Origin of the sequence: Serratia sp. 2723 (assembly GCF_050434425.1) — a bacterium.
GTDB lineage: Bacteria > Pseudomonadota > Gammaproteobacteria > Enterobacterales > Enterobacteriaceae > Chania.
Window position 1 is genome coordinate 1 of sequence record NZ_JBNDIN010000002.1, and the last position, 15,936, is coordinate 15,936.

Sequence of the window (15,936 nt, forward strand, 5' to 3'; positions counted from 1 at the left end):
CTGCTGCGTGCCCAACTGTTGGCACCGCTAAAGTTATAGTTGACCAACAGCGCCGGTATCCCCTGATCCCACTGGTCTGGCGAAACATAGCCACGGACGGTCGAGTGCAATGCCGCCTGGGGGATACTGATGTCCAACCGCTGTTGATTAAAACGGAACGAGGCCGATGCCTGGGGAATGATCTGCGCCAGATTAACGCACTGCCCAGTGGCCGGGATAGCAGGGAAGGAAGCGATCTTCACGCCCATGCCCTCCAGCATGTCGCTGCTCAGGCAAGGCTGCAGGCTATCCTCACCTGTCGGGCTTCGCTGCAGGGAGAAATCAAGCTCCTGGGTATCGACCATCGCCCCATTCAGATAGATATCAACCCGGTACGTACCTGGGGCCTGAGTTCGGCCATCTTCAAAAACCGTCAGATCAGCCCCTCGCTGGGACGGATTGTCCAGCTCCAGCAGTGCCGGGTTAAAATAATCGCGAGCCTGTGCGCTACCGGACATGCCCATTAACATGGCAACCTGGCATGAGATCAACCACGCCAACGGGGTGCGGTTAAATCCTCGCAAGCCTATACGCTTCGGGTTTTTCATCCATTTAACTCCATTTATCAGCAGCGCCAGCAAATTCCGGCAAGCCGCGTCCCTTCCCTGTACTACCTGTGCAGAGATTAGCTGTATTTAATCTGGTGAATGCCTTATAGGTTCCCGATAAACGGTTTGGTAATACCGCCGTAATCGTTAATGATTTCCCAACTCAATGCCCCTCCCGCACTATCGGCTGGGAGTTCGAAGCGTGCACTGGACTTCGGCGCCACCATGCTGACATTTTTCAGCGGGCTGCCATTAATCTTGACTGAGAATAGCGTGATAAAATAGGGCGATGCATTGGTCACCTGAACCGCATTACCGCTACGCTGCCAGGTCAATGCCTTGGCGGCGTCCTCTAACGTACCAGGTAACCCCTGTGGGCGATAAATCAGCTTGATGCGTGTCTTGACCGCAATCTGCAAACTGTTTTCCTGCTTCTTGGCCGAAGGAATAGATTTGATGTTCAGCCAATAGAGAGATTCTTTATCGGTCGGTAAATTCCCCCCGGCACGCACTACGCGTAGAATATTATTCTGCTCACCATCCAGGCGGAATAAAGGAGGGGTAATGATAAATGGCGCCTTGGAGGTGTCCCCTTCGTGCGTATCGACCCAGGATTGGATGAGATAGGGCACCTTATCCGGGTTATTGATCCCCAGGGAGGCTTCTTTTTTACCGCCGTCATAAACCAGACGCGTTCCGCCGACAATAATGCCTGCCTGTACCTGCGCACCAAAGGTTAGTAATAGCGCTGCGACTATTGTGCTCCGCCAGACTTTCATTTCTTGTTCACCACTTCAGCCATTGAGATAAAGGCCAGGGGGTGGCTTTCGCGCCCCTGACCAGCCTTATACCGCCCGTATCAGCCGAGCGGATAAAACTTACTGATAGATAATGGTAAAGTTGCTCACTGCGTTAGCCTTACCCGCAGTGACGGTGGCTGAAGTCGCGTAGTAACGTGCAACAAAACCAAGCACGTTATCTTCGGTGCTGCTCAGCGGATAAGCCTTTGAATCCGAGTGCAGGTTAATCACCTTGTTGTTGTTGTCAGCAATCTGAACACCCACACCAGTGGCGACATCTGGCTCATCGGTCAGCGCCAGAACGGCATCGTTACCTTCTACCTGGGTACCATCAAAACGTACTGTCGCAGTTTTAACCGTATCTGGGCAGTTTTGCAGGATCAGGGAGAAATCCTTGGAGGCAGCAGTGGTGCCAGCGCCACCCTTGAATGCGCCGACAAAAACTTTACCCAGAGTAACGGTCTGGTTTTCTGAGTCAGAATGCACGGTACAGGCTTGATCGATGATCTCACCAGAGAAGTTTACTTTGCCGTCTTCAGCAAACGCAGCGGTGGAAAATGCGGAAGCGGCCAGAACAGCCATGGCGATCAGATTCTTGTTCATATACTACTTTTCCTTTTAAAAATGCACTCCAAATGCGCGCACTCGTTTAATTTCGACATAACCCTATGTCATTCCTTTTTATTTAGTTCATCGACTGAAAGCCCCCTCCGCAAATAGCGATGAGGCGGTAATGCCTTTCCAGCCAAACGATTCATTTTGAACTAAAGTGACCATTTTGGTTTAAAATGCCATGGACGGCCTCAAAAAAGAAAATGTGCAGATCAATACTCTGTGGGGTGTGCTAATGGAAGAGTTATAAGCTGGTTATAAAGTAGGCAGGGTTCGCGTTTGGTTTTTTTCGGTGGATAAATAAGAAGGCACTTAAGACTGGGTGAGGTTTTTTTTATGGTGTTAATTATTTAACCCGTTGTAATTTATTAGTTTTATCTACCGAGGTGAAATATTGAATAGTTAGTATTGACATTATTTTTGAGTATCCTTAGAGTAAGATGCAATTTAGTTCAAAGTGACTCGTTAGGTATATATTTAAATACTTCAATCACCATACTTCCTTAAACCTTCTAGCATTACTTGCCGTATATAACACCGTATTCTGAATATTCCTATGGCCAAGAAAATCCTGAATCAAACGCGTATCAATCCCACGGTCCGCCAGGGCGAAACCGCAGCCATGCCGCAGCATATGGGGATGCGCATTGACCTCCAGATTGGCCGCCTCGCTGTAATTACGAATTAGCCAATAAATACGTTGGCGCGATAAACGAGATCCTCGATTAGAAAGAAACAACCACTCACTATCCGCGCCACGGTAATGTTTTCTCTTGGCCATCCAACGCTGTAAACACTTCCGCTCGCGGACATACAGAGGATGAACTGTTGAGAAGCCGTTCTTCAACCGATGGATATAGATATTACCGCCTTCCAGATCGATATCGGCAAGCCGCCAACTGTTGATTTCACTCACCCGGCAACCATGAATAAAACACATATAAATCAAACAGTAGTCACGCTCAGGGTTTTTACCTTTCAGGGTCGCCTCAAGCAGTCTTTCTACTTCGGAAGGGGTTAAATGTTTACGACTGGTCATAGTACCTCTTTGACTTTTCACCAAAAATATGTGGGTTTTTCCTCCTTTTTATTTCCACAACATAGCTCAGGAGCATTAGCCCCTGCCTTCGGATAACATCCTGAATCCTAAGTGGAGTATAGCCGATAAGCGTTCACGTATCGAACTATGCTAATTACTCATGATCCAGCGCAACTTAGCTGATATTTAGATTAAAATCGGCAACCCAACAGTAGGTGAATAGAACAACAAGGTAAATTTATGGCAACATAACAACAACATTAGAAAAGCAGGAAATACAATGCGTAAACACCTTATTGAAAAATTTAATGCCCCCTGTAACCGGATGAAAGGCTAAACGTAGAGGCGTCCTGGAAAGCATTTACCAGAGAATGATCCCAAAACAAAAAAATATAAAACAAACACAAAACATAAGCCAAAACTATCCAAAAAAGCATACCTATCAGAAAATACGCAAAAATAGCAGGTTAACGATCAAGTGGATAAAAATAAATTCGCGGGAACGTACGGTAAAAAAGTAAGTAAAAGGTTGGCCAGACGAGCATAAAAAAGGGGCACATGATAGATAGTGCCCCGACATGATAAAGGAGGGATTAACGCATTCAGACAGTCAAACCACCGTCAAGCACCAAAATTTGCCCCGTCATATAACGGCTGTCATCACCGATGAGAAACGCGGTGGTACGCGCTACCTCGCTGGCTTTACCCAGGCGGCGCAGAGGAATTTGCTTGCGCAGCGCCTTCAGCGCTTCCGGCGGAATAGCCTGCGTCATCTCGCTTTCGATAAACCCTGGCAGCAGGCTGTTCACCCGGATACCAAAGCGCGCCACTTCCAACGCCAGGGATTTCCCCAGGCCGATCATCGCCGCCTTACTGGCCCCATAGGCCGTTTGCCCGGTGTTGCCCTTGATGCCCGTCACCGAAGACATCAACACTATGGCTCCCTCCCCCTGCGCCATCATGGCTGGCAACAGATGCCGGTTCCAGTAGAAAATGGCGTTGAGGTTGGTGTCGAGCACCTGCCGCCAGCGCTCACCGGTTTGCTGGATGTGCAAATCATCCTGCGTGATCCCGGCGTTATGGATCACTGCAAAAGGCGCACCGAGGCGTGCCAGCAGCTGTGGTGCCACTAGGTCCACCGCCTGCTCGTCACTGCCGTCACAGACGCAGCTTTCCACCCAGCCCGGCAAACCCGTGCAGGCTTCAATCACCGCCGCGCTGGCCGACTGGCCGTTACGGTAGGTGAACACCACGTTCCACTGCCTGGCCAACTCCTCCACCAATGCACGGCCAATCCCCCGGCTCCCTCCGGTTACTAACACCCATTGTTTAGTCATAGGGTTATTTTTGCGCATCAGCCAGGTTCTGACAGAGTTCACCCAGCGTCATATTCGGCTGATTGATGAACATTTCGGCGTTGAGCGTGACTCCGAACTCACGTTTGGCCAATACCATCAGCTCCACATAGTCCAAACTGTCCAGCTTCAACTGATGCAATGGCATTTCCGGCGCCAGATCGGCCATATCGAGATCTTTGGCATCACAAATCATTTCAGTGACGGTATCGTAAACCTGTTGGTAGTTTTCCATGGTTATATCCCTATGTTAATGATCGGCCATTGGCCATGTTTTTAAGGTGACGGAAGTCACGAGCAGCGGATGCCACTGCGTTCTGGCCTCGATCACCGTGCGTAACACCAATCCGCTGCTTTTATTCCCAATAACCAGCATCGGCTGAATGCGGTAGTACAGCCGATCTTCGGGTGCAAAAAGCGTTGCGGGGTTAAACAATCGGGCGCTGAAGTGGGTCTCATGATGTGTCTGTACCACCGGACTCTGGGCAAACACCTCAATCAGCGTGGCCGCCTGCAGTTCCGGCAGCACCGTCGTCAGCGTCGCCAAGGTTTCCGGGGATTTCAACAACAGTTGGAACAGCAGGGCGTCAAAGAAGCTCCACGCCTGGGTGGCCTCCGCTGCCTGCCCCGGGAACGGCTGGCAAAGTGCCATCACCTCGTTAACGGTCAGCACATGCTCGTGCTCAGAAGCCACCAAGTCTAGTGACCTGGCCGGAGCCAGCTTGCTGCTGAAACAGCTTTCCTGCGTGGCGCAATCCCGCAACTCACCGGTGATCTGCTTGCCATTGCCCGCTATCTGCAGGTGATACGGCGTCTGGCACAGCACCGGTCGGCGCATGCGGGTGCTGAAAACATAAAAGTCATGCTCCAGCGGAGTTGCAAGCAACACCGCACTCAGATGGCGTTTCATATCCAGCATCGCACGCATCCCGTGGACGCTTAGCTGGTCGGCCCCCATTCTGCGCACGTGCTGCAAATCAAAGTGGATCGGATTGTAGTCGCCGGAAAAGGCGGCCCACTCCTCGGCATCGCTCAGGGTGTAGTTGAAGATCATGCTCATGCCTGCCCGATAACCAACGCCGCATTCGCGCCGCCGAAGCCGAAGCTCAGATTCAAGATGTTCTGTAACCGGGCCGGGCGATGCCCTTCGCTGATGTAGTCCAGATCGCACTCCGGATCGGCGTTTTTCAGGTGACAGGTGGCGGGCATCAGTTGATGCTGCAACGCTTGCAGGCAGATAATGGATTCAAAACTGCCGGCCGCCGCAATCAGATGCCCGGAGTAAGACTTGGTGCTGGAAAGCGGCGTGCTGTAGGCTGCGTCGCCAAAGGCCAGCTTGATCGCCTGGGTTTCATTCAGATCGTTGAGGGGCGTAGAAGTGCCATGCGCATTGATGTAGTCAATCTCCTCCGCCGTCACCCCAGCCTGACGCAAGGCGTGCTGGATGGTTTTCACCCGGGCAATCTTGTCTTCCGCTGGCGCAGTAAAGTCGAAGGCATCGGAGTAATTGCCGTAGCCCTTGATTTCCCCCAGGATCGTTGCGCCACGCGCCAGTGCGGCTTCGCGTTCTTCCAGGCAAAGCACGGCGGCACCTTCGGAAAGGACAAAGCCGTTACGATCGAGACTGAACGGGCAGCAGGCCTTGCTGATGTCGTCCTGCTCACTCGCCAAGGCGCGCAGCACATCAATATTCCAAATGGCAGTGTCGCTGCTTAACGACTCACCTGCCCCGGCCAGCATCATCGAAGCACGGCCACTGCGGATCACCTCAAACGCATCACCGATGGCGATCGTCCCGGTGGCACAGGCAGCAATCGGGCTATTCTGATAGCCGCGCAGCCCCCAAAACAGGCTACAGGCGGCCGTCGCGACATTCGGCATGGACAGGAAACACCCAAAGGGTGAACCCAACCCCGCACGCAAAAAGTCCTCATGATTGTTTTGTATTTCATCCTGGCCCGCCCAGCCGCTGCCGATGATGGTACCGCAGTCCAGCAGATCGTAATAGGCCGCCGGGCTCTCCCCGTGGAAGGCCATATACATCGCTTCGCGGGCCGCCCCCAGCGCCAGGCGGGCAAAGCGTGGCAGACGACGGCGGATCGCGGCAGGCACCCCTTTCAAGTTAGGCTCATCGTCGATTACTCCCAAGAAACGCGACTGGACCCCCACAGCAGATTTATCGTAATAGCGATAACCCAAGCGGTAATCCATAATCGCCGCCCAGCTTTGCTCGGCATTCATCCCTAATGGCGTAACCGCACCGAAACCTGTAACCACCACACGACGTGGCAAAGCATCTTTATTCATGATCTCATCCTGTTATATCACCGTCTTTTTCCACACCGCCGCCCAACGCCAGCCACAGTTTCATGGTGGAATTGAGGTAGTTGTACTGTAACTCCGACAGGTTGCTTTCAATGGTCAACAACGCATCCTCGGCATCCAACAAGCTCTGGAGAGAGACCGCACCGGCCTGATACTGGCTGTTGGCCAGCGCCAAACGCTGCTGACTAAGCTGCAGGTTGCGTTGCTGATTGATTTTTTGCTGTTGATAGCTGAGCCGTTGCGACATGGCGTTATCCACGTCGGCAAGCGCGTTGTAGACCTGGCTGCGGAAGGCGATCGCCGCCCGCTTGACGTCCAACTCGGATATTTCGATGGTCAGTTGCACGGTATTCCAGTTCAGGAAGGGTAATGAAACGCTGCTCCCCAAGCTTCTACTCGGGTTGCTGAACCACTGCTGGAAAATCGTGCTGCCCGCATTGAGCGAAGCACTCAGCGAAAGCGTAGGATAGAAGTTCAGACGCTCCACATCCGAGCCTGCCAGCGCAGCACGTAAATTCTTTTCTGCCGCCTGCACATCAGGCCGACGGGCAATAACCTCTACCGGCAAAGCACTCGCTACCGGCACATCCTGATTGATATCCAGAGAGCTGCGTTCGGCCTGACGATCGGTAGGCGAACGGTTGAACAGGATCGCCAGTGCATTACGATTCTCTTCCCGCTGCTGTTGCAATGTGCGGTAGGTGTTTTCACGATTGATCAGCGATTGCTGCGCCTGTAGCAGATCGAGTTGCCCGGCGGCACCGGCGTCATAACGGGATTGCACCATCGCCAGCGTCTGTTTACTGATTTCCAGAGCCGCCTGCTGTTGCTTGATTTGCTGATTAAGGTTGGCGATCTGCCAATAATACTGCGCCGTGTTGCCGATCAGCGTCAGTGCGGTGTTTTGCCGATCCTGTTCCTTGGCTTGCGCCTGCCACTGCGCCTGCTCCCTGGTCCGTGCCAGTTTGCCCCACAAATCTACTTCATAGCTTAGCTCCAGCCCGCTGTTGTAAGACTCTGTGGAGTTCGTATTCTGACGCAGATTCTTGTTATTGCTGACCCCACCGTTTGCCGTCGCGGTTGGCATCAGGTTGGTATTCTTCAACCCGGCTGCCAGCCTCGCCTGCTGGAGTTGCAACCCGGCAATGGCCAGATCGTTGTTGCTGGTCAGCGCCCTCCCAATCAGCACGGAGAGCTGCGGATCGTCGAAGTTATCCCACCAATGGTCGGTGCGTTGCAGAAAACCGCTCCCGGTCTCCTGCACCCGCCATTCGGTCGGCACTGACAGCATTGGCCGCTGATAGTCGCTTTTCGTCAAGGCACCACAGCCGCTCAGCAGCAGGGGCAACAGTAGTAGGGGGAGTTTGCTCTTCATCATTCGCGCGCCAACGCCTCCGTAGGATGCAGACGCGCCGCGTTGCGCGCAGGGAAAAAACCAAAACCCAGGCCGATAAACGCCGAGAACCCGCAGGCCAGTACCAACGGCGGCCAGGTAAAGATCATGGTGAACTCCTGTGTCATCAGGGTGAAAATCACCCCGGCCAGCCCGGAGCCAATAATGCCAATCAACCCGCCCAGCGAGCAGATCACCATCGCCTCAATCAGGAACTGACGCATGATGTCCGCAGGCCGCGCGCCGACCGAAAGGCGGATGCCGATCTCGTGGGTACGCTCGGTGACCGAAACCAGCATGATGTTCATCACGCCAACCCCCCCCACCAGCAGTGAAATCCCGGCAATGGCGGTGATCAGTAGCGTCATGGAATCCGAGGCTTTACGGATGGCCTTGGTCATCTGGTCATTGGTCTGGGTGAAAAAGTCGCGTCGACCATGCACCTGTTCCAGCAGCCATTCGACGCGCCCCTGAGCTTCGATAAGAGAGGTCCCTTCGCGTACACGCAGCATAATCGACTCGATCGGCATATCGCCGGACATGCGCTCCAGCACTGCGGTGTAAGGCATCCAGGCCCCCAACATCATGCCGCTGTACTTGCCGCCTTTGCGTTCGGCAACGCCGATCACCCGGTAAGGGGTCCCCGCAAGCTGGACGATCCCGCCCTCAGCCACTTCATCCGGCTCAAATAGTGTGTCGCGTAATTCCGGATCGATAATCACCACCGGCTCACGCTCATCCAGATCGCGCTGGGTAAAGCCATTGCCCGAGATAAAATGCAGCCCCTGCACGCGAAAATAGGCGTTGCTGATACCGGAAATCGAAACCCTCGCCTCTTTACCGCCGCGCACCGCGACCACGGTATTGCTGACCACCGGCGAAACGCTATCGACATAAGGTTGGCGCTCCAACAGCTCAACATCAGCCACCGTCAGCGAGCGGGCGAGGTCCGGACGCGGTTTATCCCACCCCAAGCCGGGGCGAACATCTAACGTGCTGCTGCCCAATTGGCTAATTTCATTGAGTATATCTTGACGTGCGCCCTCACCAACGGCCATTGACGAAACCACGGAAGAGACGCCGATAATGATGCCCAACATCGACAGGAAAGCCCTGGCACGGTGCCCCAGCAACGCACGCCAGGCCATCTTGACCGCCTCTTTCACGCTTGGCCAGAACGAGTTACGCCCGGTAGTCGCAGCAACCGGCAGCGCAGGTTTGGTTTCCTGTAAGGCTACCGCCTCATTACGCTGGTCGGCCACGATCTCGCCGTCGCTGATTTCGATAATGCGCTGTGCCTGATTGGCCACATCCCGATCGTGGGTGACGATAATGATGGTATGCCCCGACCGGTGCAGGGAGTGCAGGATCCCCATCAGTTCCTGACCACTGGCGCGATCGAGCGCACCGGTCGGTTCATCGGCCAGAATAATTTCCGCCCCGTTCATCAACGCCCGGGCGATACTCACCCGCTGCTGTTGCCCACCGGAGAGCTGCGCCGGTTTGTAATTCATTCGGTGCTGCAACCCGAGCCGGGTGAGCAGGTATTCGGCACGCATCTGGCGTTCCGCCGCTGGCATCGCGGTATACAGGGCGGGAATGGCGACGTTTTCCGCAGCACTTAGATAGGGCATCAAGTGATAACGCTGGAAAATAAAACCGATGTACTGGCTGCGTAGCTGCGCCAACTGTTCACTGCTGGCGAGCTGGGTGGAAATGCCCTTGATCTGCATCTCTCCCTGCGTGGGCTTGTCCAGGCAGCCGATGATATTCATCAGCGTGGATTTCCCCGAGCCAGACGCGCCAATGATCGCTACCATTTCGCCACGCTGAATGGAGAGGGTGATATTTTTCAGCACCGCCACCGTCTGTAATCCAGAGACAAAATGGCGGGAAATACCGCGCAGCGCGATCAAGGGATGAGATGGCTTAACCATTGTTAGCACTCCCGGCGGCATGCTGCGCCAACACCACGCGATCGCCCTCTTTCAGCCCCTCTTTCACTTCGGCAAACTGGCGATCGTTCAGGCCGATGCGGATCCAGCGTGATTCAAGCTGTTTGCCGTTCATCACCTGTACCTGATAACGATCTTTGCCCTGCTGCTCACCAAAGGCGGCAACCGGCACACGCAGGGCGTTCTTCACCTGTTCGGTAATGATAAACACCTGAGCGGTCATTGAGGTGCGCAGCAGGCGCTTACTGTTGGCAATGGCAAACACGCCGCTGTAATACACCGCCGAGGCTTGCTGATTGGAAGAACCTGACGAGTTATCTTCCTGCAAGGCTTCGTTCGGGGCTTCCTGGATCGACCCCATCACGCTTTCGTAACGCTGTTTGGGATCTGCGACGACGTAGAACCACAGCGGTTGCCCGACGCGTACTTTCAGGATATCGGTCTCCGAAATACGGGTATGCACCGTCATGGTATCCACATCCGCCAGCACCAGAATGGTCGGCACGGTTTGTGACGACACAATGGTCTGCCCTTCCTTGGTGACGATCCCCAACACTTCGCCGTCGATCGGCGCGACGATTCGGGTGAAACCCAGATTGGCCTTGGCCGTTTCCAGTTCCATCTGCGCCTGAACGATCTGTGCGTCGTTGACCTTCAACTGGGCAACCTGGGTCTGAAACTGCGCCTGCGCCTTCTCCAGATCGCTTTTCACACCTGAACCATCGCGATCCAGCTTCATCTGACGCTTCAATTCCTGCTGATACTGCTTGAGCGTTGCCTGGGTGACTTGTTTTTGCGCCTGGGCGCTTTGCAAGGCAGCCTCCGATTTACGCAACGCATTCTGTTGCAAGGTCGGATCGATTTCCGCCAGCAGTTGCCCACGGGTGACACGATCGCCCTGCTTCACATACAGCTTTTGCAATTGTCCATTAACCTGCGCACCAACGCTGACCTGCAGCGCCGGTTTGAGGATACCGGTGGCCAACACGGTTTTCTCGATATCACCACGGGTGATCTCTTCGGTATCAAAAACATTATTCTGCGTAGACGCAACGAGGAACCAGACAATCGTACCGATCAACACCACCAGACACAGCAAGGCAATCGGCACTAACCTGCGTTTATCCATTCCGACCATTTTCAACTTCATTAACTCACCGCCGTGGTTAACGCCGCTGGCACTTCAAGTTCCGTCGCAACGCTCACCACATGGCCGTTGCTCACACGGTAAACCCGATCGAACATCGGCAAGACGCTTTCGCTGTGCGTCACGGTGATCAACGTTTTATGCTGCTCGCGGCAATGAGTCAGCAAGGTGGTCATCACCTGGTGCGCCGTTTCCTCATCCAGGTTGGCCGTAGGCTCATCGAGCACCAGCACCGGACGATCGCTATACATGGCCCGCGCCAGCAGCAGACGCTGGCGTTGCCCCAGAGATAACCCGGCATGACTTTCACGGATCAGGGCGTTCAAGCCCCCCGGCAGTTTTTCTATCACCGAGCTCAGATTCAGCCCTGCAAGCGAGCGCTCGATCTGCCGATGTTTACGCTCATCGAACCCCTCATCAAACAGGGTGATATTTTGCAGCACCGAGGCATTGAACAGGATGTCTTCCTGGCTTTGCAGGAAGAACAGCGCGTGCACCTGCTGATAATCGAGCGGCTGGCCATCTACCATTACATCCCCTTGCTGTGGTGGCATCAGGCCGGTCATCACCTTCAGCAAGGTGCTTTTACCCGCGCCAGACTCCCCCACAATGGCAATGCTTTGCCCCGGCTTGAGCGACAGGGAAAGGTCGTGCAATATCGGCTGCTGGGCGTCATAGGCAAAAGCGATATTTTTATAACGCAACTGCGAAGTGAATTTAGGGATGGGTGCAGGTACCCCATCATCCCCACTATCCTGTTCAGGCCGTGATGGAAACAAGTCCCTGGCGCGGGTATCTATCACGTGCAGCTGGTTCTTTTGCAGGACGGCGTAGAAAATCTTGGTGATATAGGAGGTGAAAATTTCACGCACAAAGCTATAGGCGAAGAACTCACCCAGCGTGATAGTGCCGCTTTTCAGCAACGGCAGCGCCAGCAACATAAAGAACACCATCTCCAGGCTGCCAATCAGCTGATACATGCTGCTTTTGACCTGCTCGTACATCTTCTGCTGCTGGCGACAGGTAAACAGGGACAGAGCAAACTTGGCGAACATCCCCTTGCGCTGGCTGTCCAACCCGGCGGACTTGATAGTGGAGAAACCTTGAATACTCTCCAGGATAAAGTCGCTCTGCTCGGCAGTTTTTACCTGCAACTGCTGGGTGTAAAAACGGTCACGATAGATGGCCCAGACGCTGACCAACCCCATCAGAGTAACCCCCACACCAGACACCATTGCCAACAGTGGACTCATGTAGCACATCACCGCCAGTGCGATAACACCGATGATCCAATCGGTACGCAGGCCGTTATCCAGCTCAATCTTGACGCCCGACGCCATCTGCCAGTTGGAAAAACGGCTGAAGACTTCGCCCGGTGCGCGTTTATCAAAGAAATTCAGCGAATTGCTGAGCAGGCGTGAGAATCCAGCCACGCTGTTGATCACCACAAAGCGTTTGATAAAGCGCTCGGTGATCCAACGCACGCCGAAGGCCAGCGTGGTCGAAACGACAAATGCCAACAGGAAGTAGAAGTAAGGGAAGTCGGTTTCCCCAGCACTGGAAAACACCTGATTGATGGCGCTGCTGACCATCGTCGGCATAATAAACAGCGTTAAAGAGATCAGAAACGCCAGTATCATCAGCCGGTAAATACCGGGGATACGCGCGGTTTCTTTCAGGCTCATGGTGTCGGATGCACTGGAGCGTTTACTGGGCTGAACATTGGCCAGCGCCTGAGGGTCAGGCTGGGTTTCACGATCCAGCACCAACGCATAACCACTGATGTCCATTTTTAACGCATCAATAGGCAACAGTTGCTGACCTATGCCCGGGTTCATCACGCAAACGTGATTCCCTTTGCGGTAGGCCAACACCACATAATGACTCGCCCCATAATGTAAAATGGCAGGCAGCGGTATTTCCGCCAGTTCATCATGCTCAAAGGCAACGGGATAAGCGGGCATCGCCAGTTCCGTCATAATGTCGCACAATGTGGCCAGCGAGGTGCCATGCTGCGAGGCGGGATAACGCTCACGCAAGCTCTCCAATGGCGCACTGATGCCCTGTGTTTCCGCCATCATGGCGATACAGGCCAGTCCACATTCATTCGTTTCGCCTTGAAACACCAGCGCCGGGATTATCTTTTCCATGATCTGATTTCTTTAATTTCCAGGTTATTCATTGATAAAAAATAACGAATGTGAGTGCCATAACAACCAATCTTCAGGATGCCTGACGATTGACGTTTCAATAAGTTCCGGTAGTTTGGCTTTCAGGTCGCTGGCCGGTATCGGCGGATGAATGTAGATCTTTATTCCCTGGTCGTAATACAGGTAATAAGAGACCACCTGCGCTGACAAGGCTCTGGCGATACGAATAACGCCGCTGTGCAAGTTGGCCGGGCGATCAAACAGGCGACAACTGAGCTTCGCCGTTTTCGCCTCATTGGTATTGACGGTGTAGTCCGGCGAGATATCGGGGAAAATCATGATATTGCGCTGATGATCGGCCGCCTCCATAATCGCGCTAGCCAAATTGCCGGCAATCGACCGGTTATCATCATGGATCGAGCAGTAAGACAGATTAATCCCCGCTTGCTGCCGCGATCTTGCCTGGTAGGTCTCCGCACTGACGGAAACCACCACCGTCGCCTTCCCCGGAAAAACTCCGGCCCCCACAATGCCGGCTAGCACGTCAGAGACCATATGCAGCGGAGCAAGCACCACCGGTTGCCCTGCTTGGTGCAAGGGCTCCACGATCGCGTTGAGCTGTACCTGACAGTCCGCCAACTGGGCCTGAAGCTGGGCGTTAGCGGCATAGGTAGCGCCCAGATCCAGCAAGCGACGACGCTGGTTGATCTTGACAAAGTCCACCTTACGGTCATCGTCAATCAGGCATTGCTTATTGGCTGCGGCCACAAAAGCACGCCTGCGCTCCCCACGGTTACTCAACCGCAACCGGCGGCCAAGCGCCGCCAGCCCAAGAAACCAACGATAATCGCCATGCCGCAGCAACCAGCAAACGACCTTGTCCTGTGCTCTGCGCAACGGCAAAAAACTCCGCGCGATTTTTGCAAGGGCATCTCTCCATGCCAGATACACCCACACGGCAAAGAAACGCATTATTGCTCCAGCGGTTTATCATGCTGTAGCAGCGACAGCAGGTGATCGGCAAATTCTGGGAAATCGCGATCCTGCAGTGCCAGCCACTTCTTGTTGACGATAAAGGTTGGAGTCGCGTTGATTTTGTAGTGTTCGGACACGGTGGTCATATAGCTCAACAACTCTGCGACTTGCGGAGTTTGGCTGGCAGCGTGATAAGCCACGAGATCGATACCATTCTCCGCCAACCAGTTATCACGGTTTTGGGGGTTACTCAGATCGACTTTTTGTTTGATAACGGCATTATAGGCGCTTTCACGATACTGAGGTTCAATGCCCATCACCGTCAGAGTGGCAAACAATGGGGCGAAACTTGCCAGACCCTCACTTTGCGCATTATTGAGATGCAGACGGATCAGTTTTGTACCTACTGGCATACGTGCGTCCAGCTTGGCAATATTCTCTTCGTTTATGGCACAGTAATGGCAACCGTAAGAGAATATCTCGATAATGGCATTACCCTCTTTGATTGGGCTATTCTTGAACTCGTCATCGCTGACGGCAACCAGAGCTTGCTGTTCGATGCCCTGATTCAATACAAAATAGTGGAAGTAGGCCGTCGTGAACAACGAGGAAATAATGATGACTGCCAAGGTGTAAATGAGAAGAAGCAAGGGTCTTTTGAACATAAACCGCACATCCTAAAAAAGGCATACCAATGAGATCTTAATAACGGAGGGATAGCCATTTTTATTTAGCACGTAGCGCCGCTGGAGAGCCAACAGCCATCACATCCCTGTCCATCAATAAGCACAATTTTCAAACAGGCTGATGCGAACATCCTGTCGCATCAGCCCAAACTTATATCCTGAAACTCAGGAAGAGTTTACGGCCGGCCAGCCGGGCAGTTGGCCGCTGCAGTAGCGGTGCTAGTCTGACCAACAACTCGGCCATATTTATCGTAGCAAGTTCTGACTTGAGAGCAAGCACCACCAGCGCCAGCAACATACTCAAGAGTACAGACTTTTACACATCTGCCGCCAACAATTGCACCAGCTTTGAAGGTGTTAATTTTTTTCACAATATCGTCCTTTTTATAAAAATGAAACAAAACAGCCCGAGTAACGTCTATCATCAGTGATAGAGCAATTCTACACTCGATATAAAGGCACATCTATGCCTTTATTAAAGCACAGAGTTAAACTGGCATTATTTCGCCCCATCAAAGAGTTCCAACCTAAGGATAGCCCGACACTTAAAGCAGATCAATAATAATTTTAGTGGTAACTTACTCATTGCCATTAAATCATAACGCCGATGCCGCAGGATGTTTCTTATTAAAAACTAAGATTGATTCCAATAAAAAAAATACCTCTAGATATATCGCACCAAATAACAGCAGACAATAAAGGATAATTCCCTGAACGTAAATATAGCCCCACATCATGAAAGATATTAAAGAACATCTAAACGGTATTACGAAGCGATAATCAGAGGGGGAGATCAGAACAACTTGCAATGTTGATAACGCAAAGTGTCCGGCACTGGGCTTCTCTGGTTTTCATTATCTTAGCCAGAAAATTATTAGCGTTGATTGATTAGCCATAGCCAAAACCGGGCCA

General features: G+C 53.0%; 14 protein-coding genes. All 14 read right to left on the reverse strand.

Annotation, left to right across the window (positions count from 1 at the left end):
• Positions 1-587, reverse strand: a 587-nt coding sequence (locus tag ABIE29_RS02795; RefSeq protein WP_429616741.1) for a FimD/PapC N-terminal domain-containing protein, incomplete at its 3' end; no start/stop codon positions are given.
• A gap of 104 nt (positions 588-691) precedes the next feature.
• Positions 692-1,366 (reverse strand): fimbrial biogenesis chaperone, encoded by a 675-nt coding sequence (locus ABIE29_RS02800; protein ID WP_429616742.1) that lies wholly within the window; start codon positions 1,364-1,366, stop codon positions 692-694.
• A 99-nt stretch (positions 1,367-1,465) separates the two neighbouring features.
• A complete protein-coding gene (locus ABIE29_RS02805) occupies positions 1,466-1,990 on the reverse strand; it encodes a fimbrial protein (protein ID WP_429616744.1) in 525 nt (174 codons plus the stop codon).
• 499 nt (positions 1,991-2,489) lie between these two features.
• Positions 2,490-3,038: a tyrosine-type DNA invertase gene (locus tag ABIE29_RS02810; RefSeq protein WP_429616745.1), complete on the reverse strand. Its 549-nt coding sequence runs from the start codon at positions 3,036-3,038 to the stop codon at positions 2,490-2,492.
• Positions 3,039-3,640: 602 nt separating this feature from the next.
• The gene (locus ABIE29_RS02815) at positions 3,641-4,375 is read right to left on the reverse strand and encodes an SDR family NAD(P)-dependent oxidoreductase (protein ID WP_429616746.1); all 735 of its coding nucleotides are present in this window, start codon (positions 4,373-4,375) and stop codon (positions 3,641-3,643) included.
• Positions 4,376-4,379: 4 nt separating this feature from the next.
• The gene (locus ABIE29_RS02820) at positions 4,380-4,628 is read right to left on the reverse strand and encodes an acyl carrier protein (RefSeq protein ID WP_429616747.1); all 249 of its coding nucleotides are present in this window, start codon (positions 4,626-4,628) and stop codon (positions 4,380-4,382) included.
• 15 nt (positions 4,629-4,643) lie between these two features.
• Positions 4,644-5,447, reverse strand: a complete 804-nt coding sequence (locus ABIE29_RS02825; protein ID WP_429616748.1) for a hypothetical protein — start codon at positions 5,445-5,447, stop codon at positions 4,644-4,646.
• Positions 5,448-5,449: 2 nt separating this feature from the next.
• Positions 5,450-6,700, reverse strand: coding sequence for a beta-ketoacyl-[acyl-carrier-protein] synthase family protein (locus tag ABIE29_RS02830; RefSeq protein ID WP_429616749.1), 1,251 nt, complete (start codon positions 6,698-6,700; stop codon positions 5,450-5,452).
• A gap of 4 nt (positions 6,701-6,704) precedes the next feature.
• The gene (locus ABIE29_RS02835) at positions 6,705-8,096 is read right to left on the reverse strand and encodes an efflux transporter outer membrane subunit (RefSeq protein WP_429616750.1); all 1,392 of its coding nucleotides are present in this window, start codon (positions 8,094-8,096) and stop codon (positions 6,705-6,707) included.
• Complete coding sequence (locus tag ABIE29_RS02840) at positions 8,093-10,048, reverse strand: ABC transporter permease (RefSeq protein ID WP_429616751.1); 1,956 nt, start codon at positions 10,046-10,048, stop codon at positions 8,093-8,095. The genes ABIE29_RS02835 and ABIE29_RS02840 overlap by 4 nt, the downstream gene beginning before the upstream one ends.
• On the reverse strand, positions 10,041-11,216 hold the full coding sequence (locus ABIE29_RS02845; RefSeq protein WP_429616752.1) for an efflux RND transporter periplasmic adaptor subunit: 1,176 nt from the start codon (positions 11,214-11,216) through the stop codon (positions 10,041-10,043). Before ABIE29_RS02845 ends, ABIE29_RS02840 begins: the two co-directional genes overlap by 8 nt.
• A complete protein-coding gene (locus tag ABIE29_RS02850; protein ID WP_429616753.1) occupies positions 11,216-13,363 on the reverse strand; it encodes a peptidase domain-containing ABC transporter in 2,148 nt (715 codons plus the stop codon). Before ABIE29_RS02850 ends, ABIE29_RS02845 begins: the two co-directional genes overlap by 1 nt.
• 24 nt (positions 13,364-13,387) lie before the next feature.
• Positions 13,388-14,335, reverse strand: coding sequence for an ABC transporter (locus ABIE29_RS02855; protein ID WP_429616754.1), 948 nt, complete (start codon positions 14,333-14,335; stop codon positions 13,388-13,390).
• Positions 14,335-15,003: a DsbA family protein gene (locus ABIE29_RS02860; protein ID WP_429616755.1), complete on the reverse strand. Its 669-nt coding sequence runs from the start codon at positions 15,001-15,003 to the stop codon at positions 14,335-14,337. Before ABIE29_RS02860 ends, ABIE29_RS02855 begins: the two co-directional genes overlap by 1 nt.
• Between the last annotated feature and the right edge of the window lie 933 nt (positions 15,004-15,936).

Bases quoted from the DNA above. Each gene is read 5' to 3' on its own strand.
- ABIE29_RS02830 (WP_429616749.1), bottom strand. From the start codon at position 6,700: ATGAATAAAGATGCTTTGCCACGTCGTGTGGTGGTTACAGGTTTCGGT.
- ABIE29_RS02855 (WP_429616754.1), bottom strand. From the start codon at position 14,335: ATGCGTTTCTTTGCCGTGTGGGTGTATCTGGCATGGAGAGATGCCCTT.
- ABIE29_RS02840 (WP_429616751.1), bottom strand. From the start codon at position 10,048: ATGGTTAAGCCATCTCATCCCTTGATCGCGCTGCGCGGTATTTCCCGC.
- ABIE29_RS02820 (WP_429616747.1), bottom strand. From the start codon at position 4,628: ATGGAAAACTACCAACAGGTTTACGATACCGTCACTGAAATGATTTGT.
- ABIE29_RS02805 (WP_429616744.1), bottom strand. From the start codon at position 1,990: ATGAACAAGAATCTGATCGCCATGGCTGTTCTGGCCGCTTCCGCATTT.
- ABIE29_RS02845 (WP_429616752.1), bottom strand. From the start codon at position 11,216: ATGAAGTTGAAAATGGTCGGAATGGATAAACGCAGGTTAGTGCCGATT.
- ABIE29_RS02825 (WP_429616748.1), bottom strand. From the start codon at position 5,447: ATGATCTTCAACTACACCCTGAGCGATGCCGAGGAGTGGGCCGCCTTT.
- ABIE29_RS02850 (WP_429616753.1), bottom strand. From the start codon at position 13,363: ATGGAAAAGATAATCCCGGCGCTGGTGTTTCAAGGCGAAACGAATGAA.
- ABIE29_RS02800 (WP_429616742.1), bottom strand. From the start codon at position 1,366: ATGAAAGTCTGGCGGAGCACAATAGTCGCAGCGCTATTACTAACCTTT.
- ABIE29_RS02835 (WP_429616750.1), bottom strand. From the start codon at position 8,096: ATGATGAAGAGCAAACTCCCCCTACTACTGTTGCCCCTGCTGCTGAGC.
- ABIE29_RS02810 (WP_429616745.1), bottom strand. From the start codon at position 3,038: ATGACCAGTCGTAAACATTTAACCCCTTCCGAAGTAGAAAGACTGCTT.
- ABIE29_RS02860 (WP_429616755.1), bottom strand. From the start codon at position 15,003: ATGTTCAAAAGACCCTTGCTTCTTCTCATTTACACCTTGGCAGTCATC.
- ABIE29_RS02815 (WP_429616746.1), bottom strand. From the start codon at position 4,375: ATGACTAAACAATGGGTGTTAGTAACCGGAGGGAGCCGGGGGATTGGC.